The organism is Pseudoflavonifractor phocaeensis (assembly GCF_021531375.1).
In the GTDB taxonomy this organism is placed as follows: Bacteria; Bacillota; Clostridia; order Oscillospirales; family Oscillospiraceae; genus Lawsonibacter; species Lawsonibacter phocaeensis_B.
Map to the genome: position 1 here is coordinate 152,100 of NZ_JADYTU010000001.1, position 21,999 is coordinate 174,098.

Genomic DNA, 21,999 nt, shown 5'->3' on the forward strand with positions numbered 1-21,999 from the left:
TATTTAGCACGCAAGAATATCAATATGGAAACCGACACTGTGGTGTAGGGGAAGTCATGTAAAATAGTGGGAGGAGATAGACGGACAAATGGACAGTATATTCAAAATCAACTGCGGAAGAATCGTGGGGAAGCGTATAAGTATACGAGAGCACAGAGGCTCGTTTGTGGGGCAAGAAAAGCAACGAGCCCCTTTCGGGGCAGACCGGAAAAACTGTCCGGGTCATGCCGCAAAGGGGCTTGCGCAAACCACCGGAAACCGGCGGTTACGATTTTGCGGATAGCTGGGAGGCATTCTCAATTGGGATGTAGTATTTGTCCTTGGCTTCCTGAAACAGCTCGTCGAACTGCCTGGAGCCGCCCTGATGGAGCTGTTTGAGGTAGGTGTGGATATCGGACCGGACCAGGGAGTCACGTTCTGCGTTCTGGTGTATGATGCGGACGGCGGCATTGGAGCAATGGTCGGAGATACGCTCCAGATTAATCAGCAATTCCAAAAATTGGGTGCCCAGCTCCACAGTGCATACGCCCTGCTTCAGCCGTTCCACATGGCGTTCCCGCAGGGTAGCGGTGAGGAGATCCACTACCTCCTCGAGAGGCTCAACTTGGAAAGCGGCGTAGGAGTCGTGGGTGCGGTAAGCTTCCATAACTTGCTCCAGCGCATCGCTGACGGCGGAACAGACGGATTTCAGTTCCAGCTGGGCCACGTCGGAGAATACCAGATCTTTTTCGTGGAGGGCCGTGGCAGATTCTGAAAGATTCACCGCATAGTCGCCGATCCGTTCAAAATCGGACAGTGCGTGGAGCAGGTCGGAGACCAGATCGCTGTCGTGGGCGTCCAGCGAGTGACGGGACAGCTTGACCAGATACTGATCCAAAGCGCCCTCCATGTGGTCCAGAGCCTCCTCCTGCTGGGTCAGGAGCTCCAGCTGCTTGGGATCGTAGTCGGACAGCAGTTCTACGGCAATGCGATAGTTGTCCTTAGCCAGATTACCCATCTGAATAATAACAGTGCGGGCGCGTTCCAGAGCCACGGAAGGAGTAGACAGAAAGCGGGGGTCCAGTACCGAGACTACAGGGTCGGCGGCGCCGGAGTCGGGGATGGTCCACTCCACCAGTCGGACCAACTGCCGGTTGAAGGGCAGCAGCAGGAGGGTGCAGATGATGTTGAAGAAGGAATGGAGATCGGCAATGGAGCCGTAATTCATCACATTGTTCCAGAAGGGAAGGTGAAAAACAGCATTGAGTCCGTATAGGACCACCAGGAATACCAGTGTGCCGATGATATTGAAGTAAAGGTGGACCGCGGCGGTCCGCTTGGCATTACGGCTGGCTCCGATGCTGGAGATAATGGCGGTGACACAGGTGCCGATGTTCTGGCCCATGATAATGGGCATGGCGGTGGCAAAGGTGACCACGCCGGAGGCGGACAGTGCCTGGAGAATGGCTACGGAGGCGGTAGAGCTCTGGATCAGGGCGGTGATGGCAGCACCTACCGCGATGCCCAGGACGGGGTTAGAGAAGCGTACAAACAGCTCCTGGAAGGCTTCCAGCTGGGTCAGAGGGGTCAGGGCGTTTTCCATGGACTTGATGCCGATGAAAAGCAGGCCGAGGCCCAGAAGGACCTGCCCCACTGTCTTTTTCTTACCGCCGTTGAAGAAGGAGAAGAAGAGAATGCCGGCAAAGGCCATCAGGGGGCCCAGCATCTCGGGCTTGAGCAGCATCAGGAAGAAATTGGAATCTGACAGGCCGCCCAGCCGCAGGATCTGGGCAGTAATGGTGGTACCGATATTGGCGCCCATAATGACACCCACGGCTTGACGCAGTTTCAGAATGCCTGCGTTGACGAAGCCGATGCACATGACCGTGGTTGCGGCGGAGGAGTGTACCATACCGGCCACCACTGCGCCCAGCAGCACACCCTTCAGGATGTTGTCAGTAAGCCGTTCCAAAAGAGAAGCCAGCCGTCCGCTGGCCAGTTTTTCCAGCCCGGAGGTCATAGTGGACATGCCGAACAGGAAGGTTGCCAGCGCGCCCAGCAGTGTAATGACGTCTCGAATATTCAAATTTATTGCCTCCTTGGGGGTTCGTCTTTGCCCCCATTCCACAGATTTGACGTACACTTCACATTACGATTTGATTATAAATAAAAAAGGACCTCGGGTAAAGAGGTTTTCAAGATTTCCTGCAAAATTTACGGAGGAAAAAACGAATCAAAAAACAATTTAAGGGGATCTTGCAGAAACACCACACATGTCAAAACTTTACTAGTGTAACGCAGCATCGAAGTAGAGCAATAGTTCATCGATGAAGCGATGTGAAGGTGTACAAAACAAACGGACAATAAAAATAAGTTTTTGTTGATTTTTACAAAGGGTTGTGGTATCTTATAGACAGACGGAATTTCCTTGTACAGGCCATCTTTCAAAACGGAGCGTGATTTCCGACGGTGCTAGCCCGTCGCCTTTTCCTGGCCGTCTAACAGGAAAGAAATGATGCTACGCTTGAAATGGCGCACAGGGAAAAAGCAAAGAATCACAAGCGCAACCCCCTAAGAGAAGAAAAGAATTGTATCAACGGAAAAATTGAAGAGAGGGAGTTTGTTATGGCACTATTAACCAACCCGGTCCTGGTCTCTGTCGTTGTTCTGTGCGTCCTGTGTCTGCTCAAGCTGAACGTTCTGATGTCCCTGATCATCGCCGCCATGGTCGGCGCTGTGCTGGGCGGCATCTCCATCCCCGACGCCATGGGCATCCTGTGTGACGGCTTCAGCGGCAACGCCAACACCGCTTTGTCCTATGTCCTGCTGGGTACCTTTGCCACCGCCATTGCCTCCACCGGCCTGGCCGACATGCTGTCCAAGAAGCTGTCCAAGATCATGGGCGGCAAGGGCAAGCTGATGCTGGTCATCCTGGCCGCCGTGGCCTGCCTGTCCCAGAACCTGGTCCCCGTACATATCGCCTTTATCCCCATCCTGATTCCCCCCCTGCTGTCTCTGATGAATGAGATGAAGATCGACCGCCGCGCCGCCGCCTGCTCTCTGGCGTTCGGCCTGAAGGCCCCCTACATCTCCATCCCCTTCGGCTTCGGCGCTATCTTCATGGGCATCATCGCCGACAACATGACCGCTAACGGCATGGCCATCACCGTGGGCGAAGTGGCCAAGTTCAACTGGATGCTGGGCCTGTGCATGCTCGTTGGCCTGCTGCTGGCTATCTTCGTCACCTACCGCAAGCCCCGTGAGTACAAGAATCTGACCATCAACACCGAGGCGTCCGATGCTGTGTCCGACCACATGACCGTCGCCCACTGGGTGACCATCGTGGCCATCCTGGCCGTGGTTGTGATCCAGGTCAAGTTCGATAGCCTGTCCCTGGCCGCTCTGGGCGGTCTGCTGGTCATGTTCATCGGCCAGGCTGTGAAGTGGAACAAGATCGACGAGCAGTTTGCCGGCGGCATCAAGATCATGGGCATGATCGCCATCGTGATGCTGGTGGCTGGCGGCTATGCTGAGGTTATGAAAGCCACCAACGCTGTTGACGCTCTGGTCAACGCCGCTGTCTCCATCATGGGCGGCAACAAGATCATCGCCGCTACCGTTATCACCCTGATCGGCCTGCTGGTCACCATGGGTATCGGCTCCTCCTTCAGCACCGTTCCCGTCGTCGCCATCATCTATGTGCCCCTCTGCATGAAGATGGGCTTCTCCCCCGCCGCTACCGCTATCCTGATGTCCGCTGCCGCCGCTCTGGGCGATGCCGGCTCCCCCGCTTCCGACACCACCCTGGGCCCCACGTCCGGTCTGAACGCCGATGGTCAGCACGACCACATCTGGGATACCTGCGTGCCTACCTTTATCCACTATAATATCGCCCTGATGATCGGCGCCATCGTTATCTCCCAGTTCCTCTGATTCGGAGATAGATAAGTTGATCTGCTGAAATCCCAAAACTCACGCCCGCCCGATGGGCGGGCGTGGAGTTCTTTCCCTGCGTCTGTTCCATCCACCAAACCGTAATCGTACAATAGGAAGGAGACATTACTGAAATGTATAATCCTAAGGAAATCAAGCATGTCGTTCTGACTGGTCATGACCTGAACCTGGAGACCTTCGTTGCTGTCGCCCGTTACGGCGCCACTGTCGAGCTGGCCGACTCCGCTCTGGAGGCCATGGAGAAGTCCCGCGCCCTGGCCGAGAAGATCGCCGCCGAGAAGCGCGTGGCTTACGGCATCACCACCGGTTTCGGCGACTTCCAGAAGGTCGCTGTTTCTGCCGAGATGTCCAACCAGCTGTCCACCAACCTGATCATCAGCCACTGCACCGCCATGGGCGATCCCTATGTGCCTGAGGTTGCCCGCGGCATGCTGCTGCTGCGTGCCAACGCTCTGTGCGTGGGCGTGTCCGGCGTCCGTCCTCTCCTGGTCCAGATGATGATCGAGATGCTGAACAAGGGCGTCACCCCCATCATCCCCCAGAAGGGCTCTCTGGGCTCCTCCGGCGACCTGGCTCCTCTGGCCCACATGTCTCTGCCTCTGCTGGGCAAGGGCAAGGCTTGGTACAACGGTGTTGAGATGACCGGTGCTGAGGCCATGGCCGCCGCCGGCATCAAGACCCTGGATACTCTGGTCAGCAAGGAAGGCCTGGGCCTGACCAACGGCACCTGCGCCATGACCTCCGTGGGCGCTCTGGCTCTGTACGACACCATTTGCGCCGCTCAGCTGGGCGATATCATCGGCTCCATGGACTTTGAGGCCCTGACCGGTCTGCGCAACGCCTTTGATCCCCGTATCCACCAGGTCCGTCATCAGGTCGGCCAGATGAAGGTCGCCGAGAACATGGCCAAGCTGCTGGAAGGCTCCGAGATCCTTGACAACTGCCAGAACGACCGTGTGCAGGACGCTTACGCTCTGCGCTGCATCCCCCAGCTGCACGGCGCTTGCCGCGACGCTATCGAGTACGTCCTGGACAAGACTGAGCGCGAGCTGAACGCTGTCACCGATAACCCCCTGATGTTCCTGGAGGACGAGGCTGTTATCTCCGGCGGTAACTTCCATGGCGAGCCCATGGCCATTCCCTTCGACACTCTGGGTATTGCCGCTTCCGAGCTGGCCAACTCCTCCGAGCGTCGTCTGGAGCGTATGGTCAACGCCGCTCTGTCCAACGGCCTGACCCCCTTCCTGACCGTCGAGGGCGGCGTCAACTCCGGCTACATGATCGTGCAGTACGCTGCCGCTTCCATGGTGTCTGAGAACAAGATCTACGCCCATCCCGCTTCCGTGGACTCCATCCCCTCCTCCGCCAACCAGGAGGACATCGTGTCCATGGGTACCACCGCTGCCCGTACCGCCGGCATGATCGTCAAGAACACCCTGGACGTTCTGTCCCTGGAGCTGATGACTGCCTGCCAGGCCATCGACATCCGTCGTAAGCTGAATACCCACGGCCAGGGCATTACCCCCCTGCACCAGGCCATTTATGACCGCGTGCGCAAGGAGGTCCCCTTCTACGATCTGGACCGTGAGATCTGGCCCGAGATCGATGCCGTCAAGAAGATGGTGTACAGCGGCGAGATCCTGGAGATCGCCCGCCAGTTCATCCCCGACCTGTACTAAGCCGTACAGCCGTCAAACCCAATATCCCCAGGGAGTCAACTCCCTGGGGTTTTTTTAAAGGAGGAGCCGCCATGAAACTGAATGTTCTGCGCGCCGACCCGGCGGGCAATATCACGCTGTTCGTTCTCGACCCGGTGGAGAAGGCGCAGCGGGGCAAGATTGCCGAGCAGTTGATGGCTATTGAGGAGTTTAAGGCTGAGCAGGTGGGCTTTTACTGCCCGCCCACCGGTGAGGCCGATGGCCATATGGAGATGATGGGCGGTGAGTTCTGCGGAAATGCCACCCGCGCCTTTGGCATGCTCATTGCTCAGGAGAAGGGCGGGCTGTCCCGAGTCCGGATCGAAGCCAGCGGCTGTGACCACTTGGTGAACGTGGACGTGGATCTGGCCGCCGGGACCTCCCGGTCCGAGATGCCTCTGCCGCAGTCGGTAACTGCCCAAGAGGTGGAGGGACACAAAGGCACTCTGGTCCACCTTGGGGGCATCGCTCACCTGGTAGTGGAAGGGGTGGAGCCCAGTGTGGAGTTCTTTGAGAAGGCCGAGCCCCTGTTCCGGGACATCCAGGGCCTGGACGCCTACGGCGTCATTTTCCTGGGTGATGGAAAGATGACGCCTTTGGTAAAGGTGCCTGCCGCCAATAGCCTGGTTTGGGAAGGAAGCTGCGGGTCCGGTTCTCTGGCCTCGGCGGTGGCTCAGAGCCAGGGAGCGCCCGATGGCGAATTTTCCCGCGAGTATGTCCAGCCTGCCGGCGTGGTCCGGGCCACTGTGGTCCGCCAAGGCGGCAAGGAAATCGCCGCTTATATCGGCGGACCGGTCCGTCTGGAGCAGCCCGTGGAAGTAGAGATCTGAAGAAAAAAGATATGGCCCGCGGAATTTCCGCGGGCCATATCTTTTTGTTTGTGGATCAGAGCCTGGAATGGAGCGTTTCGCTCTCCGAGCTGTCTGGATCCTTCTCATCCTGTTGGGCCAGACGGTTCAGGACCATCTCATAACCTCCGGAGCCGTAACGCAGTTCTGTGTTGATTCGGGTGATGGTGGAGCTGCTGACAGGAACCTGGCTGCGGATCATTTCGTAGGTGTTTCCTTCTCTCAGCAGTCGCGCGACTTGGAGCCGCTGGGCGAAGGCGGTCACCTCCTGGACCGTAAACAGATCGCTGAAAAAGGTGTAGCATTCTTCAGCATTTTCCAGTGAGAGCAGGGCCTGAAAGAGCTGGTCGATGGACTCTGTGCGGTTGATGCGTAGATGTGACATAAAAAGCCCTCCTCATATGCGTTACGTTGATTCTACCAAATTTTTAAATGGTTGTCGAGCAAAAATGCAGGTAAAAAGCAAAAAGAATAAGGACGGGCCCGGCGGGAATAGAGTGAATCGGAGGTGTTGCCCAGTGCTGTCACCGATGATCTACCTGATGATAAACGGACTTTTTTTTACCCTCCGCCTGTCCGGGGGCGGCGGATCCTTCCCGCGGCCCCTAAAGGCGGCCGAGGAGCAGGAGTACCTGAGCAGGTGCGCTCAAGGAGATCTGGAGGCCAGGAATATCCTGGTGGAGCATAACCTGCGCTTGGTGGCCCACATTGTGAAGAAGTATTATGCCCAGTCAGGGGATCAGGATGACCTGATCTCTATCGGGACCATTGGGCTGATCAAAGGAATCTCCACCTTTAAAGCAGATAAAAATGTGCGGTTGGCCACTTATGCCAGCCGATGTATTGAAAATGCTATGCTATCGCAGTGGAACAATCGGCAGTTGAGGTAGAAAACCATGAACCTTTTGGGGCAAAATGGCGCCTGCTGGCGAGAGTGGGAGTCCATTGCTATATTTTGATTTCCAATATATCGGGTGCGGTAAAAGTAGTCCCTCTCCAAATTCTTCAGTTTCCAGTGGTGCTGCCCCACAAGTTTCAGGACGCAGAAAAGTTCAATTTGCAGTTCCCGGACTTCTCGGAAATCACCGAAACAGCGGACAAGCTGCGCTGGCTTCGATACCAGAAAGGACTGCGGCAGAGAGACGTTGCAGACTACGCCGGGATAGACCGGAGCACCTATGTCCACTATGAGGAATACGGCAAAGACCTCTATCCGCCGGAGCACATGGAGAAAATCGCGCAGCTTTTTGAAGTGCCGGTCGATACGCTTCTGGATGACTACAATCTATTTCTGAGGAATGGTCAGGGCAACCAGATCAAGGCAATCCGAACGAAACTGGGGCTGACGCAAAAACAATATGCGGACAAGCTGGGCGTCAGCCTTGGAAATCTCAAGCATTGGGAGCAAAACCGCAAGCAGATTTTCAAATCCACATGGGAGAAGTATTTCAAACAGAGTCTTGAAAGCCGTGAATAATTCCGATAGAATTATTACAGAATCATTCAGGAGATACAGACCCATGATTATTAAATCTTCGACTGCACTGTGTAACGACTACAGCATGGTCTCTGATCTGGCGCATGAAAAAGCCGAACAGCGTGAGGAAACCTTGAAGCTGCGCGCAAAGCTGGAGGCAGCAGAGGCCGCTCGGCTTTCCGGCGCACCTGCCTACACGTTGGAGGAATCCAGAAAACGGTTGGAGGCAATCTATCAGCGTGACTGACCTTGCACTCAGCGGGAGGTTGAAGCCATCGCGCAGCTCCACATGAACCTTGTGGGGCCAAATTCAGCGAGAAACATATGAAAAACGGGCAGACCGGCGTTCAATGCTGGCCTGCTCGTTTGCTATGTATTATTGCTGCGCTTTCAGATGCTTCACGGCTGCGTCCACCAGTTCCAGCTTCTGCTCCGTGGAACAGGGCAGCTTTTGGATGGATTTCAGCGCCTGCTCGGACTGGAACTTCGCCAGCTCCTGCCCAAGCTCCTGCTGCGCCTGCTTTGATTTCGGGAAGATCAGAAATACTTCCATGGCTGCCCTCCTTTCCAGAGCATTTTCTGCTTCAATCTATGCGTGTGTTCCGGCGCTTATGTAGACAGATAGAACTCGATTTCGCGGCCGCGAGGGAAATCGTATTGCCACGCGGCTTTGGCGGTGCGGGAATGCTTGCAGTTCAAGGGCTTTTCGCCCCCAAATTGTCTACGCCCGTGCGCCGTTTACGGGCGGATTTTGCCTTCTGCCGGCGGTGAACCTCCTTGGCGCAGGCGGGGCAGTATTTTGTCCTGCCGGCGCGGGCGAGAATGCCCGCGCCGCAGACTTCGCAGCGGCGCAGCTTCTTGGGGCTGAGAATGGCCTGTTCCAGCTTGGGCTGCTGGGGCAGTACAGCGCGGCGGAACCACCGGCAAAGCAGGCTGCGGGAGATGTACTGCGGGCAGACACCGTCCAGCAGCAGGCAGTCGCCATCCAAGAAGTTACAGCAGCGCCTTGTAAGGCCGCGCACGCTGCGGAGCTGTCCTGGCGTCAAGCGGAAGAGCGTGCCATCCGGCAGCCGCTCGATGGGGTCAAGCTTGTGCATCTTCGCCCTCCTTTGCGATAAGCTTTGCATCCGCTGGGTAGTTCAGCGTAATGAGCGCAGGCTTGCCCAAGCCCTGCTTGCGTCGAACGATCAAGCCGCTGTATTCCAGCTCCCGGAAGATCCGCGTGGTGCTCTGGCGGCTGCGGTGGAGCTTCGTCTGCGCCTGCTCCAAGGTGAAGTACAGCCGAATTGTGCCGTCCGGCTCAACGTAGCCGTTCTGCCGGGAGATGCTGGCTCTGTCCAGCAGGAGAGCGTAGAGCACCTTTGCGTCGTTGCTGATGTCCCGCAGGGCTTCGTCTTGGAGAAGGAACCTTGGAAGCGGCACATAGGACGCCGCTGGGCTCTGCGTCGTGAGCTTGCAAAAAGTTTTCATCTGACCTCCTATCCCATCCATCCCATCAGGTGTATTGATTGGATTGATAGATTGATTCTCTTGTATCTTGATTTATTTCTTATTAGTTAGAGAATGAATTTCAGCCCCGATGGAAGGCACGAAAACCGTCGTCCTGAAATCCGGTTGCGGAACGCTCCGGAGCGTCAGCTTGTCCACCGTCCGGAAAACCGGTGACGGAAAACCCACACACGGAAAATCCCGTTGTGGTCAAAGCTCGTCCTTTTGCCGCGCTTTCAGCAGCTCCCAGATCTCGGCCTGCCGCGCTTTCAGCTCGGCAACGTCGTCCTCATAGCAGCGCCCGGTACTGTTGATGCGGCGGCAAATCTGGTTGATGTTCGAGGCGACTCTGCTGACGGTGGCAGCCAGCTTCTTTTGCTCGGTGTAGTCCACCTTGATGATGTACCCGTCGATCAGCATCTTCCGGGCATACGCCCCGAAGTTGTGCGTCCCCAGCTGGCGCATTTTGTGCTGGATGAGATTCAGCTCCTGCTCGTTCAGGCAGATTTCCTTGCGGATGGGGCGCGTGCGGTCTGGCATGAGAATCACCCCTTCAGGTGCAGCCCGAAGGCACCGTTTTCTTCCAGAATTTCCAGATAGCCGTTGCCGGTGAGTTCAGCAAAAACCGGAGCAACTTTTTCGGGCGGAAGGGTCAGAGCATTTGCAAGTTCCTGAGCACTCAGACCGCCGTCTTCGAAGGTGTACAAGAGCGCGCCGGTGAGCTTGGCTTCTGCGGAGAGGTTCGTATCCAGCAGGAGGCGGGTGGGGACAGCAGTCATGTGGGTGTGGTTGTAGTAAGTGATCATAGTGGTTCTCCTTTCGATTTTGAAAATCTCTGTTTGAAGGGCGGGTTTGGATGGATTGGTTTCCCTTTCACCATCCCACGGACAATTTTTGACCGTTTGTCAGGTGGCTTGAAAAAATTCCGGACGTACAGAAGGTCCTCTATATAACCAACGGACACATTTTCCGGTTTTGTCCGAAAAAAGTTTTGAGGATGGAGGCCTCCTCCTGCACTCTCGCTCCAAAAGGTCCTCTCACTATTCAACGGACAAAATGATGCGGCGCGTCACGGTTCTGTCATAACAAGGACAAAAAAGAAGCGCTTGCCACTACGACAAACGCTTCTTTTTTGCATCAATTATTCGAGCAAATCCTCTATGTCCTTTTGGTCGTATTCAGTTTTCTGCATCAACCGGCAGACGCCGTCTGCCTCGTCCCGCTGCTGCAAAAGCTGAGCAAACGCCCGATAGAGTGCAATCTGCCGACGCTCGATTGCGCCGCGATTCATGTGCATGGCCTCAGCCGTTTTGCGGATGGACAGTCCCTCGGAAAAGCGTTTCCGAAACAGATCGGCGTAATCATTGAGCACGGTTTTGAGGGATTGCTGAGCAAAGGCAAGGTCCTCGCACATGGCTTGATAAGCTTCACGGCCTGATACACCGATGTACTGCTTGCGCTCCCGGATCAGCTTGTACCGCCGCAGATCCATCCGGTAGTTTTCACAGATGTCCTTGGCGTATTCATAGTACGTTTTACTGCGCCGGATGTGGCGTTCGTCCTGTTCGCAAGGGATATACACAAAGGGCTTGCGCTTGGGTTCCGGAAAGCCGTCCTCTGTTACTTCTCCGATCATTTCCGGTTCGACCTCGCGCCGGGTCTGACGGATGTATTTATCTTTAAGAATACCATCCACATTCACCTGCTCACAGAAGGACTCCAGGCGAATGGTGTAGTATTCCTCATTGCCTTCCCGGATGAAGCTGGCATCCTTGCAGATCACAACAGCTTCGCCGGTATCGATATCTTTTACCACGCGGACAACGTAGATCCGCTTGCCGTCGTATCGTTTATAGTAACCGGCAAAAACGCGTTTGACTGCCATGCATAGGCCCCTCCCATCCGTGTGATTTGCTATCAGTATATCATAGAGTGCGGCCGATAAACAGGACAATTTGAAAAACGCGGATCAGGGAATGTTGAAGAATAGCAAGCACATCCGGTGTCCGTACACACCGGAAAAATGCACGCGCTGCCCCCTCCGTCCAAGCGTGCATTTTATCATTTGGGATGATCCCAAACCCTGTGTTTTTGATAAACCTCGGTTATTCAGTTATAATCAGAGAAATGAGATGATAACAAGAGCAACACAAACAGCTGGTGCTTCAGACCGCATAATGTCCATGAACTACGGCAAGAGACTTTCGCAATGTGATGCGAAAGTCTCTTGCTTTATGACTTTGGATGGCGTATAATTATGTCAACATTTGTAGTTGGAGGTAGGAAAATGGCTATCTCATATAACAAGCTTTGGAAATTACTTGTTGATAGAAAAATGAGCAAAGCGGATTTGAGAAAAGCTGCTGGGATTGCGCCAAATACCATGACCCGCTTGAGGCGCGATGAGGAAGTCACACTTACGGTGCTCAATAAGATCTGTACATCGCTCAACGTCAATATTGGTGATATCATGGATTTCGTTCCGGATAATTGTTCTATAAGCTAATATTCATTTTATAATCATCTTGATTTAGGGAGAAAGAAGCAATGAGTTTACATCCCGGTCTATACGAACAAGTCATCAACAATGCCTTGACGGGCGAGCTTGTGGAGATTCCGGAGGCTCGCAAGTCTGTTGCACCCATTGACAAGGCGGAAGCCTCCAAGGTGCTGGCGCAGTATCTGGCGGATGTGGTTCAAAAGGGCTTGGATAACGTGCTGGACAACGGCGGGGATATTTCTGCCCAGATCGGGCTGACCAACCAGATCGTTGAGCTCATTCAAAATACGACGCAAGAAGCTGACTTTGCTGCGTTGGGCGTTGACCGGCGGGCAGAGCAGCTTCTTGCGCTTTTACGGGAGACCGACCCGCGGCTGGCGGTGGGGAAAACAGCGGCGGACATAGAGCGCCCGGAAACCTCCATCGCACAGAGTTCCCTATTCACCGGCGCAGTGCATGAGCCGCAGATGTTTACAGAGCTCAAAAAGGAAATCGTCTCGGCCGACCGGATCGACATGCTGGTGTCCTTCATCAAATGGAGCGGCCTACGGCTCATCATGGACGAGCTGCGGGAGTTTACGCATAGCGGCGGCGAGCTCCGTATCATCACCACCTCCTATATGGGCGCTACCGATGTAAAAGCCATTGAGGAGCTTCGAAAACTGCCCAATACACACATCAAGGTCAGCTACAACACCAAGACGACCCGGCTCCACGCCAAGGCATATATCTTTTACCGTGAAACCGGCTTTACGACGGCTTATGTTGGTTCGTCCAACCTGTCCAATGCGGCATTGACTAGCGGGTTGGAATGGAACACAAAAGTAACGCGGCGCGACCTACCCGAAACCATCGACAAGATCGCCGCTACCTTCGAGTATTACTGGAATGACCGGGAATTTGAGTACTATGATGAGGGACAGAAAGAGCGTCTGGCCTATGCGCTGAAAGCGGAAAAATATTTCGACACCAACAATGCCGACGTCTACACCATGGACATCAACCCCTATTCCTACCAGCAGGAGATTTTGGACAAGCTGGAGGCGGAGCGCACCGTCCGAGGTTATACTCGCAATCTAGTGGTAGCCGCCACCGGTACCGGCAAGACGGTCATCTCTGCTTTAGACTACAAGCGCTTCCGCAAGCAGAATCCGGATAGACCCTGCCGCCTGCTGTTTGTGGCGCACCGAGAGGAAATCCTCAAGCAGAGCTTGTACACCTTCCGCGCCGTGCTCAAGGACGCAAACTTTGGTGAGCTGTTTGTGGGCAACTATAAGCCGGAGAGCATCGACAACTTGTTTCTGTCCATCCAGACTTTCAACTCACAGAGCTTCACGGAAAAGACGAGTCCCGATTTTTACGATTACATCATCGTGGACGAATTCCATCATGCCGCCGCGCCGACTTACCAGAAGCTCTTGTCCTACTACCAGCCGCGCATCCTGCTGGGCTTGACCGCTACTCCGGAGCGTATGGACGGCAAGAACATCCTGCCCTACTTCAACAATCGTATCGCCGCTGAGATCCGTCTGCCGGAAGCCATTGATCGAAAGCTCCTGTGCCCGTTCCAGTATTTTGGCGTTACCGATACGGTGAATCTGGATGCGCTCAAATGGTCCGCCGGTGGCTACCAAAAGAGCGAGCTGGAGCACATCTACACGTTCAGCGGGGCGGTTGCCGACCGCCGCGCCGACCATGTGGTGACGGCACTGCTGAAATATGTGACGGACATTGACGAGGTGAAGGGTCTCGGCTTCTGTGTGACGGTAGATCACGCGGAATTTATGTGCCGTTATTTTAACGACCACAACATTCCGTCCATGTGCCTCACCGGGCAATCTTCGGACGAGGAAAGAGCGGCGGCAAAGCGGCGCTTGGTGTCCGGCGAGGTGCGGTTTATCTTCGTCGTGGACATCTATAACGAGGGCGTAGATATTCCGGAAGTCAATACTGTTCTTTTTCTGCGTCCCACGGAGTCATTGACGATCTTCTTGCAGCAGCTGGGACGTGGTCTGCGTCTATCCGAGGACAAGGAATGTCTGACCGTGCTGGACTTCATCGGTCAGGCAAATAGAAAATACAATTTTGAAGATAAGTTTGCGGCGCTGCTGTCGAATACCACCCGCAGCGTGAGCCGTGAAATTAAGGATGGTTTTGTGTCAGTCCCCAAGGGCTGCTATATCCAGCTGGAGAAGAAGGCGGCCAAATACATTTTGGAGAATATCCGCGCTTCCTATGGCAATACGGCTGGGTTGGTGGCTCGCGCAGCCTCCTTTGCGGAGGACAGTGGGCTGGAGCTGACGCTCAAAAACTTCTTGGATCACTACCATCTTGACCCACGGGCGATCTACAAGTTTTCCTCCTTTTCTCGCATTTGTGCCAGAGCGGATGCCATCGAGGACTTTTCAGAACCGCTGGAGGACATCCTGACCAAAGCGTTTGCAAAGCTCGCCGTGGTTGATTCTCGCCGCTGGATTTCGTTCCTGTTGGACGTCCTTCCGCGTTTGGACAACCTTGATTTTGCAGCGCTTCCGGATGTGGAAAAGCGGATGATGCAAATGTTTTACATCACCGTCTGGGGTAAGGCTGTGGAGGACTGGGACGACGAAGAGGTGCTTAGTAACCTCTATGCCCTGTCTGACAGCACGGTTCTGCTCGGCGAGCTCTTGGAACTGCTGCGCTACCGCTTCGAGCAGATCGACTTCATCGACGAGCCGGTTGACCTGGGCTTTGACTGTCCTCTGGATTTGCATTGCACCTATACCCGCGACCAGCTCTTGGTAGCGCTGGACTTTATGAAGCCGTCCACCGTTCGTGAGGGCGTGAAGTGGCTGCCGGAGAAAAACATCGATGTGTTCTTTGTGACGCTGAACAAGGCGGACAAGGACTACTCGCCAACCACCATGTACAACGATTATTCCATCAATGAGAGCTTGTTCCATTGGCAGAGCCAGAGCACCACGGCGGAGAATTCGTCCACCGGTCAGCGCTATATCCACCACAAGGAACGCGGCAGCAGGGTGCTGCTGTTTGTCCGTGAGTTTAAGTCGGACCGTATGACCGGCGGTGCGGAAGCGTACACCTATCTGGGCACGGCGAACTACGTGAAGCATACGGGCAGCAGGCCGATGAATATCACCTGGCAGCTGGACCGCCCGATCCCGGCGAAGTTCTTGAAGAAGACAAATAAGTTGGTAGTAGGCTGACATACTTGGCATGATTTAAGGAGACACCTATGGACGCACGAAAGCACTTAATCATCATAAAAGGAAAAGACCAGACGGACTCGGTCGCGAGCTTTCAGTTCCATGACGGGAAGTGCGAGGTCGTCTATACCAGTGCGCCCAATAAGACATACAGCTTTCAGAGTAGCAATGTGGAGATCCTGCCTCTGAAAAAGAAAATTGACCCTGCGCAGGTGATTGTCATCGCAAATGGGCAAGCCATCAGCGGAATTGATGAGATTCTCGATTTCAGCGGGTATTATCGTATTGTCCGCAACGGAAAGAGAGATTTATCGTTCCACAGGAGCGAAGTGCAGTTCCAGCAGAATTGCCTGGCAGACGGTAAAAATCAAGAAGCATTCCAATATTTCAAGGAGACTGCCGCTGCAATCAGTCTGGTGGCGGAAAACGGTATCAACATTCTAAGTATGCAGTATGACAAGATCCAGCAGGTCAGCGAGGATACCGTGTTGGCAAGCTATCTTGCACCGCAGAAAGACGTCAAAATGCCCCAGATGCCTGAGGCAGTGATCTATCCGTTTGGCCTGAACCAGAGTCAAAAGCTGGCGGTAGAACGGGCGCTTTCCTCCAAAATCAGTATCATTCAGGGGCCACCGGGTACTGGGAAGACACAAACGATCCTGAATATCATCGCCAATGTTGTTCGCAGCGGAAAAACCGTGGCGGTTGTCTCCAACAACAATTCCGCAACGCATAATGTTGTGGAAAAGTTGGAGAAGAAAAATGCCGCTTTTCTGACTGCGTTTCTCGGCAGCCTTGCCAACAAAGAGAAGTTTCTGGATGCACAGACAGGCACCTATCCGAATATGAGCGCTTGGGAAATGTCGCCGGAGGAACGACAGCAATTAGATCAGGAAACGACTGCGCTCTCCAAAGAACTGAACGAAATGCTCAATGCCAAAAACCGCATTGCGGAAATTGAGCAGGAGTTCTTACAGCTAAACCCGGAGCAGCATTATTTTGAGGAATATTACGCAAGTTACAGTGACATGCCAATGGAGAGCTTGGACAAGCTGTCCTCGCAGAAGCTTCTTGCGCTTTGGATGGAATTTGAACAGCATGCAGAGTGTGAGACTCGCTTGGGCCTGTTGCAAAAAATATCCATCATGTTTCGATTCAACCGTAATGCGCTCAAATTGTTTATCCGTTCCCCGGAACAGGTCATTCCCTATTTGCAGAGTCAGTTTTATTCGGTGAAGAGGCGGGAACTGGAGGCTGAAAAGCAGGAATTGCACCGAAAGCTGGAGCGTTACGCTTTCGACGCGAAGATGGAAGAGCTCACTCAGAAGTCCCTGCGGCTGTTCCGGGCGGAACTGGCAACACGGTATCATTGGCGAAATAATAGACGGTGCTTTGAAAAGAATGATTTCCGCCGGAATTCCGAAGAGTTTACCCGCGAGTATCCGGTGGTGCTTAGCACGACCTATTCCATCAAAGGAACGCTGAGCATCGATCATATCTACGATTACTTGATCGTGGATGAAGCCTCACAGGTCGATTTAGCCACAGGGGTACTGGCATTTTCCTGTGCGCGGAATATCGTGATTGTCGGGGACTTGAAGCAGCTCCCCAATGTGCTGACGGAGGATGACATTCGCACCAGCGATGCCATTTGGCAAAAGCATTCCTTGGATGAGCGTTATCGCTTTTCTACCCACAGTTTGCTGTCCTCTGCATTGGAAATATGGCAGGATGCACCTGTTACGCTGCTGCGGGAACACTACCGCTGTCACCCGAAGATCATCAATTTCTGCAATCAGAAGTTCTACCACGGACAGCTGATCGTTATGACAAAAGACCATGATGAGCCGGATGTGTTGACCATGTACCGGACGATTGCCGGTAATCACGCCCGTGGGCATCTCAACCAGCGCCAGATCGATGTCATCCAGCAGGAGGTGCTTCCGCGGCTGCATCAGCAAAATTTCCAGAGCATCGGTATTATCACGCCATATCGGGATCAGGTGACAGCCATCCGCAAGCAGCTGGGAGATACTTATGAGGTGGACACCGTCCACAAGTTTCAGGGGCGAGAACAAGATGCGATCATTCTGACCTCAGTCGACAATGTCATCACAGATTTTGTGGATGATCCCCATATGCTGAATGTGGCGGTTTCCCGCGCGGTCCATTCGCTGACGGTGGTCACATCGCAGGACCCACGTAATGACCAGACCAACTACGGCGATTTGACACGATACATCGAATATAACAATTTTGAAGTGATCCAGAGCCAAGTCTACTCCGTGTTCGATATGCTCTACCAGGGCTATGCCGAGCAGCGCAAGGTATATCTGCAAAAACATAAGCGGGTATCTGAGTACGATTCTGAGAATCTCATGTACTCTGTGATTCAAGAGGTGCTGTCCGAAGAGGCATTTTCCACTATCGGCTGCGCTGTACATGTTTCTCTTGCAACACTGGTGAAAGACTATGAACCGTTGACGGAGGAAGAACACAAATATGCCCGGAATCCGTTGACGCATGTTGATTTTTTGTTATTCAATCAAATGGATAAACAACCTGTGCTAGCAATTGAAGTGGACGGGACTGGCTTCCATGAAGCCGGGAGCAAACAGGCAGAACGCGATATAAAGAAGAACTCCATTCTGAAGAAGTGTGCCATCTCGCTGCTGCGGCTACGTACTGACGGTAGCGGAGAAAGAGAGAAGATTAGGACTGCACTAAAGAGAAAATGATTATGTCGAGAATAATGAGGAATACAATCAGATGTAAAAAATGTGGAGACGTCATCGAAAGTAAAACCATTCTTTGAGACATAACGCTTCGTTTCAGCAATTCTATTATGAATGCTAGATTGTATTGGTTTCGATTATACCCCCATTATACCCTTGATTTCACGGGTATAATGGGGTATAATTCTATGCATAATAGTTTCACCGGGGAGGTGCACCATGGAGCTATTTGAGCTTCAAGCCAAAATTGCTGATCTGGAGCAACAGATTGCGGAGCTGCCTGCAGGGTTTGTCACAAAGAAGACGATCAACGGCAATGTGTATTTCTATCACCGTTGGACGGAGAACAAAAAGCGGCGGGAGAAGTATATTTCTGCTGACGAATTGGAAAACTTCCGTGCTCAGATCGAGAGGCGGAAGGAACTGGAGCATGAGCTGAAGGCGCTGAAAAAGCAGCTGCCCAAGGCGAAATCTGCGAGCCCTTCCGCGTTTACCACCAATGTCCGCACCGGCGAGGCGCTGCGCTCCTTTGCGGCATCTGTTTGCGGCTATCGCAGGCGCGAGTGTTTCCAGCAGCTGCACAACTTTGTCTACGGCGAGCCGCAGGACAAGGTATTCATCCTCTACGGCCTGCGCCGGACGGGGAAAACCACTATGATCCGCCAGATTTTCGCGGAGATGAGCGACGCAGAGCTTTCGAAAGCAGCTTTCATTCAAATCACAGCAAGAGACACATTGGCTGATGTGAACCGCGATCTCAAGACGTTGGAGGAGCAGGGCTTCCGCTATGTGTTTCTCGACGAAGTGACGCTGATGGAGGACTTTATTGAGGGCGCGGCGCTGTTCTCCGATGTGTTTGCCGCCTGCGGAATGAAAATCGTGCTGTCCGGCACGGATTCACTGGGTTTCCTGTTCACGGAGGATGAGCAGCTCTACGACCGCTGCATTCTGCTGCACACGACCTTCATCCCTTACCGCGAGTTTGAGTCTGTGCTCGGCATTCATGGCATCGACGAGTATATCCGCTACGGCGGCACTATGAGTCTCGGCGGTGTCCACTACAACGAAACCTCCACGTTTGCCAGCAAGGAAAGCGCGGACGAGTATGTGGATACGGCTATTGCACGCAACATCCAGCACTCCCTGCGCTGCTATCAGTACGAGGGACATTTCCGCCATCTGCGTGACCTGTATGAGAGGAACGAACTGACCAGCGCCATCAACCGCGTGGTGGAGGACATCAACCACCGTTTCACGCTGGAAGTGCTGACACAGGATTGGAAATCCCACGACCTTGGCATTTCCGCCAGCAATCTTCGCCGGGATCGGGAGAACCCTACGGACATCCTTGATCGCGTTGACCTTGTAGCTGTCACAGACAGCCTGCGGAAGTTGCTGGAGATCCGGAACAAGGCGGAGCAGACTTTGGCGTTGGACGATATTCATGCGGCGGAGATCAAAGAATATCTGGATTTGCTGGACCTGACGCGGGAGATCGACGTGCTGCACCTGCCGGATGTCAGCCGGAAATCCAGCCGCACGGTGATCGCCCAACCCGGTCTCCGCTATGCGCAGGCCGATGCGCTGATCCGCAGCCTGCTGCTGGATGAGACATTCAGCGCCCTGTCTTTGCCGGAGCGCACCGCTGTTCAGGAACGCATTCTGACCGAGATCAGAGGCCGGATGCTGGAAGACATTGTCCTGCTGGAAACCAAGCTGGCGAACCCCAAAAAGCAGGTATTTGTCCTGCAATTTTCCGTGGGCGAGTTCGATATGGTGGTGTTTGACCCGGAGGCGGGCTCCTGCCGGATTTTCGAGATCAAGCACAGCGAGGAAGCTGTCCCACAGCAGTATCGCCATTTGATCGACGAGCAAAAATGCGCCCAGACCGAGCACCGCTACGGCCCGATCACCGGAAAGTTCGTCCTCTACCGCGGGGAAAGCCAAGTGGTAGATGGCATTCGATATCAGAACGTGGAAGAATATCTGAGAAGCCTTGCATGATAACAGTTCAATAAAAACTTAGGCAGCCTCTGGTTGAAACCAACCGGAGGCTGTCTTTTACTTATTGAATCGAACTTGTTTATCCGATATGCTATAAACAAGTTCGCCGGAATTGACTTGACGTATGACAAGTAGCAATGCGCAAAAATCGTGCGGCGAGACTGCAAGAATGCAGTCGATGACGAAAACAATAATGTTCTAAATAGCGCGCATCGCTCATTTCATCAATCATTTTCTCGATACACATGAGCGATGCGCTCCGAACTGGCACGATCATCGCGCGAAAACCCCTGCCTCCCGCAGAAATTTTCAGATTCTTCCCTTGGGTACCTTTTCAAACGGATTCCAATCCGTTATAATATATCTACCAACCTAACGAATAACGCGAGGTGCCGCCATGAAAACGAAAGATACGCCGAAGCAATACGTCATCTACTCCCGCAAGTCCAAATTCACCGGCAAGGGCGAGAGCATTGAGAACCAGATCGAGCTGTGCCGCCAGTACATCGCCATGCACTTTGGCGAGGAAGCGGCGGAAAACGTGCTGGTCTACGAGGACGAGGGCTTTTCCGGCGGCAATCTGGAGCGCCCGCAGTTCAAGAAAATGATGAAGGACTCCCAGAAGATCGCCTTTGCCGCCATCGTGGTCTACCGCCTCGACCGCATCAGCCGCAACATCGGTGACTTTGCGAAGCTCATCGAGGATTTGGGCGACCGGCACATCGACTTCATCTCCATCCGCGAGCAGTTCGACACGTCCTCGCCCATGGGCCGCGCCATGATGTACATTGCGTCGGTTTTCTCCCAGCTGGAGCGGGAGACCATCGCCGAGCGCATCCGGGACAATATGCATGAGCTGTCCAAAACCGGGCGCTGGCTGGGCGGCACCACACCTACCGGCTACGCCTCGGAGAGTGTGTCCAGCGTGACGGTGGACGGTAAGGTGAAGAAAGCCTGCAAGCTGAAGCCCATTCCGGAGGAAATCCAGCTGGTCAAGACGATTTTCTCGGTTTTCATGGAGACCGGCTCCCTCAGCAAGACCGACCAGTATCTGCTGGAGCACCGCTGCGTCACGAAACGCGGCAAGCAGTTCACACGCTTTGCCATCCGGGGCATTCTGACCAATCCGGTCTACATGATTGCCGACGAGACGGCGTATGCGTATCTGAAAGAGAACCATGTGGATCTATTTGCTGAGCGCTCGGAGTTCGACGGCGAGCACGGCATCATGGCCTATAACCGAACCTTGCAGCGCGCGGGCAAGGCAAACCAGATCCGCCCCATGGAGGAATGGATCGTGGCGGTGGGTAAGCACCCCGGCATTATCGCAGGCAGCGATTGGGTGCAGGTGCAGGCCATGCTGGACGTGAACAAATCCAAGAGCTACCGCAGACCACGCAGCAACGTGGCGCTGCTGTCCGGCCTGCTGCGGTGCAGCGAGTGCGGTGACTATATGCGTCCAAAGCTGACCAACCGAACCAATGCGGACGGCGAGCTGATCTACACCTATATGTGTTCCACCAAGGAGCGCAGCCACGGCACGGTCTGCGGCATGAAAAACTGCAACGGCAACACTCTGGACGCCAAGATCATCGAGGAGATCCGCAAGCTGTCCGCCGACAAAGAGACCCTCTCCAATTTGCTGGCGCAGACGAAAAAAATCATCAGCGGCAGCAAGGAGGGCTACGACGCGGAATTGGCGCTGCTGAAAGAGAAGCACGCAGAAACGGAAGACCGCATCAAGCGTCTGGTGGAATCTCTGTCCGTTGCCAGCGACACCTCAGCCAAATACGTCATGGAGCAGATTGACGAGCTCCACCGGGAGAGCGAGACGCAGCAGGCAAGGCTTTCTGAGCTGGAAGCCCTCACTGAGCAGAGCCGGATGCTGCATCAGGAGTTTGCCTTCCATCAGGAAATGATAGAGTCGTTCGCCAATGCGGTGGATTCGGCAACGCTGGAAGAAAAGCGACGCCTGCTGCGCACCATTGTCAAAAAAGTGGTCTGGGATGGCAAAAACGCCTACGTCTACCTGTTTGCGGAGGATGGAGAGGCGGATTTGCCGCCTGTTGACCAATCTATGTATCCGTTGGGAGAGGATAGCGAATGAGATC

Annotated in this window: 19 protein-coding genes and 1 pseudogene; 12 read left to right on the forward strand and 8 right to left on the reverse strand. The window is 54.1% G+C overall.

The window, feature by feature from the left end:
- Positions 1-265: 265 nt before the first annotated feature.
- Positions 266-2,065 (reverse strand): Na/Pi cotransporter family protein, encoded by a 1,800-nt coding sequence (locus I6E39_RS00720; RefSeq protein ID WP_235379388.1) that lies wholly within the window; start codon positions 2,063-2,065, stop codon positions 266-268.
- 539 nt (positions 2,066-2,604) lie between these two features.
- On the opposite strand from I6E39_RS00720, the gene I6E39_RS00725 reads away from it, so the two are divergent.
- The 3 genes from I6E39_RS00725 to I6E39_RS00735 all read left to right on the forward strand — a co-directional run bounded on the left by I6E39_RS00725 (position 2,605) and on the right by I6E39_RS00735 (position 6,460).
- Entirely contained in the window at positions 2,605-3,912 is a 1,308-nt protein-coding gene (locus tag I6E39_RS00725; RefSeq protein WP_235379389.1) for a Na+/H+ antiporter family protein, read from the forward strand.
- Positions 3,913-4,046: 134 nt separating this feature from the next.
- The gene (hutH, locus tag I6E39_RS00730) at positions 4,047-5,612 is read left to right on the forward strand and encodes a histidine ammonia-lyase (RefSeq protein ID WP_235379390.1); all 1,566 of its coding nucleotides are present in this window, start codon (positions 4,047-4,049) and stop codon (positions 5,610-5,612) included.
- Positions 5,613-5,683: 71 nt separating this feature from the next.
- Positions 5,684-6,460, forward strand: coding sequence for a histidine racemase CntK family protein (locus I6E39_RS00735; protein ID WP_235379391.1), 777 nt, complete (start codon positions 5,684-5,686; stop codon positions 6,458-6,460).
- 55 nt (positions 6,461-6,515) lie between these two features.
- Here I6E39_RS00735 and I6E39_RS00740 read toward each other — a convergent pair whose 3' ends face one another.
- Complete coding sequence (locus I6E39_RS00740; RefSeq protein ID WP_235379392.1) at positions 6,516-6,863, reverse strand: YerC/YecD family TrpR-related protein; 348 nt, start codon at positions 6,861-6,863, stop codon at positions 6,516-6,518.
- Positions 6,864-7,008: 145 nt separating this feature from the next.
- On the opposite strand from I6E39_RS00740, the pseudogene I6E39_RS00745 reads away from it, so the two are divergent.
- The 3 genes and pseudogenes from I6E39_RS00745 to I6E39_RS00755 form a co-directional block, all read left to right on the forward strand.
- Positions 7,009-7,338 (forward strand): annotated as a pseudogene (locus tag I6E39_RS00745) (sigma-70 family RNA polymerase sigma factor); the annotation flags it as partial.
- 5 nt (positions 7,339-7,343) lie between these two features.
- Entirely contained in the window at positions 7,344-7,955 is a 612-nt protein-coding gene (locus tag I6E39_RS00750; protein ID WP_235379393.1) for a helix-turn-helix domain-containing protein, read from the forward strand.
- A gap of 43 nt (positions 7,956-7,998) precedes the next feature.
- Positions 7,999-8,202 carry a type II toxin-antitoxin system Phd/YefM family antitoxin gene (locus I6E39_RS00755; protein WP_235379394.1) on the forward strand — a complete coding sequence of 68 codons (204 nt, stop codon included), beginning with the start codon at positions 7,999-8,001 and terminating at the stop codon, positions 8,200-8,202.
- Positions 8,203-8,331: 129 nt separating this feature from the next.
- Here the strand turns inward: I6E39_RS00755 and I6E39_RS00760 are convergent, their stop codons facing one another.
- From I6E39_RS00760 to I6E39_RS00785, 6 genes are all read right to left on the reverse strand, one after another.
- On the reverse strand, positions 8,332-8,508 hold the full coding sequence (locus I6E39_RS00760; protein ID WP_177343401.1) for a hypothetical protein: 177 nt from the start codon (positions 8,506-8,508) through the stop codon (positions 8,332-8,334).
- A 142-nt stretch (positions 8,509-8,650) separates the two neighbouring features.
- Complete coding sequence (locus tag I6E39_RS00765) at positions 8,651-9,052, reverse strand: cysteine-rich VLP protein (RefSeq protein WP_235379395.1); 402 nt, start codon at positions 9,050-9,052, stop codon at positions 8,651-8,653.
- The gene (locus I6E39_RS00770; RefSeq protein ID WP_235379396.1) at positions 9,039-9,425 is read right to left on the reverse strand and encodes a replication initiator protein A; all 387 of its coding nucleotides are present in this window, start codon (positions 9,423-9,425) and stop codon (positions 9,039-9,041) included. Before I6E39_RS00770 ends, I6E39_RS00765 begins: the two co-directional genes overlap by 14 nt.
- 228 nt (positions 9,426-9,653) lie before the next feature.
- Complete coding sequence (locus I6E39_RS00775; protein ID WP_235379397.1) at positions 9,654-9,983, reverse strand: plasmid mobilization protein; 330 nt, start codon at positions 9,981-9,983, stop codon at positions 9,654-9,656.
- Positions 9,984-9,988: 5 nt separating this feature from the next.
- Complete coding sequence (locus I6E39_RS00780; RefSeq protein ID WP_093369099.1) at positions 9,989-10,249, reverse strand: hypothetical protein; 261 nt, start codon at positions 10,247-10,249, stop codon at positions 9,989-9,991.
- Between the two features lie 335 nt (positions 10,250-10,584).
- Complete coding sequence (locus I6E39_RS00785; protein WP_235379398.1) at positions 10,585-11,328, reverse strand: hypothetical protein; 744 nt, start codon at positions 11,326-11,328, stop codon at positions 10,585-10,587.
- A gap of 402 nt (positions 11,329-11,730) precedes the next feature.
- On the opposite strand from I6E39_RS00785, the gene I6E39_RS00790 reads away from it, so the two are divergent.
- The 6 genes from I6E39_RS00790 to I6E39_RS00810 all read left to right on the forward strand — a co-directional run bounded on the left by I6E39_RS00790 (position 11,731) and on the right by I6E39_RS00810 (position 21,995).
- Positions 11,731-11,949, forward strand: coding sequence for a helix-turn-helix domain-containing protein (locus I6E39_RS00790; protein ID WP_235322142.1), 219 nt, complete (start codon positions 11,731-11,733; stop codon positions 11,947-11,949).
- A gap of 41 nt (positions 11,950-11,990) precedes the next feature.
- Positions 11,991-15,149, forward strand: a complete 3,159-nt coding sequence (locus tag I6E39_RS00795) for a DEAD/DEAH box helicase (RefSeq protein ID WP_235379399.1) — start codon at positions 11,991-11,993, stop codon at positions 15,147-15,149.
- Between the two features lie 29 nt (positions 15,150-15,178).
- Positions 15,179-17,887 (forward strand): AAA domain-containing protein, encoded by a 2,709-nt coding sequence (locus I6E39_RS00800; protein ID WP_235379400.1) that lies wholly within the window; start codon positions 15,179-15,181, stop codon positions 17,885-17,887.
- A 2-nt stretch (positions 17,888-17,889) separates the two neighbouring features.
- Positions 17,890-17,964 (forward strand): DUF7695 domain-containing protein, encoded by a 75-nt coding sequence (locus I6E39_RS11165; protein ID WP_420908167.1) that lies wholly within the window; start codon positions 17,890-17,892, stop codon positions 17,962-17,964.
- Positions 17,965-18,103: 139 nt separating this feature from the next.
- Positions 18,104-19,888, forward strand: coding sequence for a DUF6788 family protein (locus I6E39_RS00805; protein ID WP_235379401.1), 1,785 nt, complete (start codon positions 18,104-18,106; stop codon positions 19,886-19,888).
- Between the two features lie 397 nt (positions 19,889-20,285).
- A complete protein-coding gene (locus I6E39_RS00810) occupies positions 20,286-21,995 on the forward strand; it encodes a recombinase family protein (protein WP_235379402.1) in 1,710 nt (569 codons plus the stop codon).
- Positions 21,996-21,999 lie beyond the last annotated feature (4 nt).

Bases quoted from the DNA above. Each gene is read 5' to 3' on its own strand.
- I6E39_RS00725 (WP_235379389.1), top strand. From the start codon at position 2,605: ATGGCACTATTAACCAACCCGGTCCTGGTCTCTGTCGTTGTTCTGTGC.
- hutH (WP_235379390.1), top strand. From the start codon at position 4,047: ATGTATAATCCTAAGGAAATCAAGCATGTCGTTCTGACTGGTCATGAC.
- I6E39_RS00735 (WP_235379391.1), top strand. From the start codon at position 5,684: ATGAAACTGAATGTTCTGCGCGCCGACCCGGCGGGCAATATCACGCTG.
- I6E39_RS00740 (WP_235379392.1), bottom strand. From the start codon at position 6,863: ATGTCACATCTACGCATCAACCGCACAGAGTCCATCGACCAGCTCTTT.
- I6E39_RS00755 (WP_235379394.1), top strand. From the start codon at position 7,999: ATGATTATTAAATCTTCGACTGCACTGTGTAACGACTACAGCATGGTC.
- I6E39_RS00760 (WP_177343401.1), bottom strand. From the start codon at position 8,508: ATGGAAGTATTTCTGATCTTCCCGAAATCAAAGCAGGCGCAGCAGGAG.
- I6E39_RS00765 (WP_235379395.1), bottom strand. From the start codon at position 9,052: ATGCACAAGCTTGACCCCATCGAGCGGCTGCCGGATGGCACGCTCTTC.
- I6E39_RS00770 (WP_235379396.1), bottom strand. From the start codon at position 9,425: ATGAAAACTTTTTGCAAGCTCACGACGCAGAGCCCAGCGGCGTCCTAT.
- I6E39_RS00775 (WP_235379397.1), bottom strand. From the start codon at position 9,983: ATGCCAGACCGCACGCGCCCCATCCGCAAGGAAATCTGCCTGAACGAG.
- I6E39_RS00780 (WP_093369099.1), bottom strand. From the start codon at position 10,249: ATGATCACTTACTACAACCACACCCACATGACTGCTGTCCCCACCCGC.
- I6E39_RS00785 (WP_235379398.1), bottom strand. From the start codon at position 11,328: ATGGCAGTCAAACGCGTTTTTGCCGGTTACTATAAACGATACGACGGC.
- I6E39_RS00790 (WP_235322142.1), top strand. From the start codon at position 11,731: ATGGCTATCTCATATAACAAGCTTTGGAAATTACTTGTTGATAGAAAA.
- I6E39_RS00795 (WP_235379399.1), top strand. From the start codon at position 11,991: ATGAGTTTACATCCCGGTCTATACGAACAAGTCATCAACAATGCCTTG.
- I6E39_RS00800 (WP_235379400.1), top strand. From the start codon at position 15,179: ATGGACGCACGAAAGCACTTAATCATCATAAAAGGAAAAGACCAGACG.
- I6E39_RS00805 (WP_235379401.1), top strand. From the start codon at position 18,104: ATGGAGCTATTTGAGCTTCAAGCCAAAATTGCTGATCTGGAGCAACAG.
- I6E39_RS00810 (WP_235379402.1), top strand. From the start codon at position 20,286: ATGAAAACGAAAGATACGCCGAAGCAATACGTCATCTACTCCCGCAAG.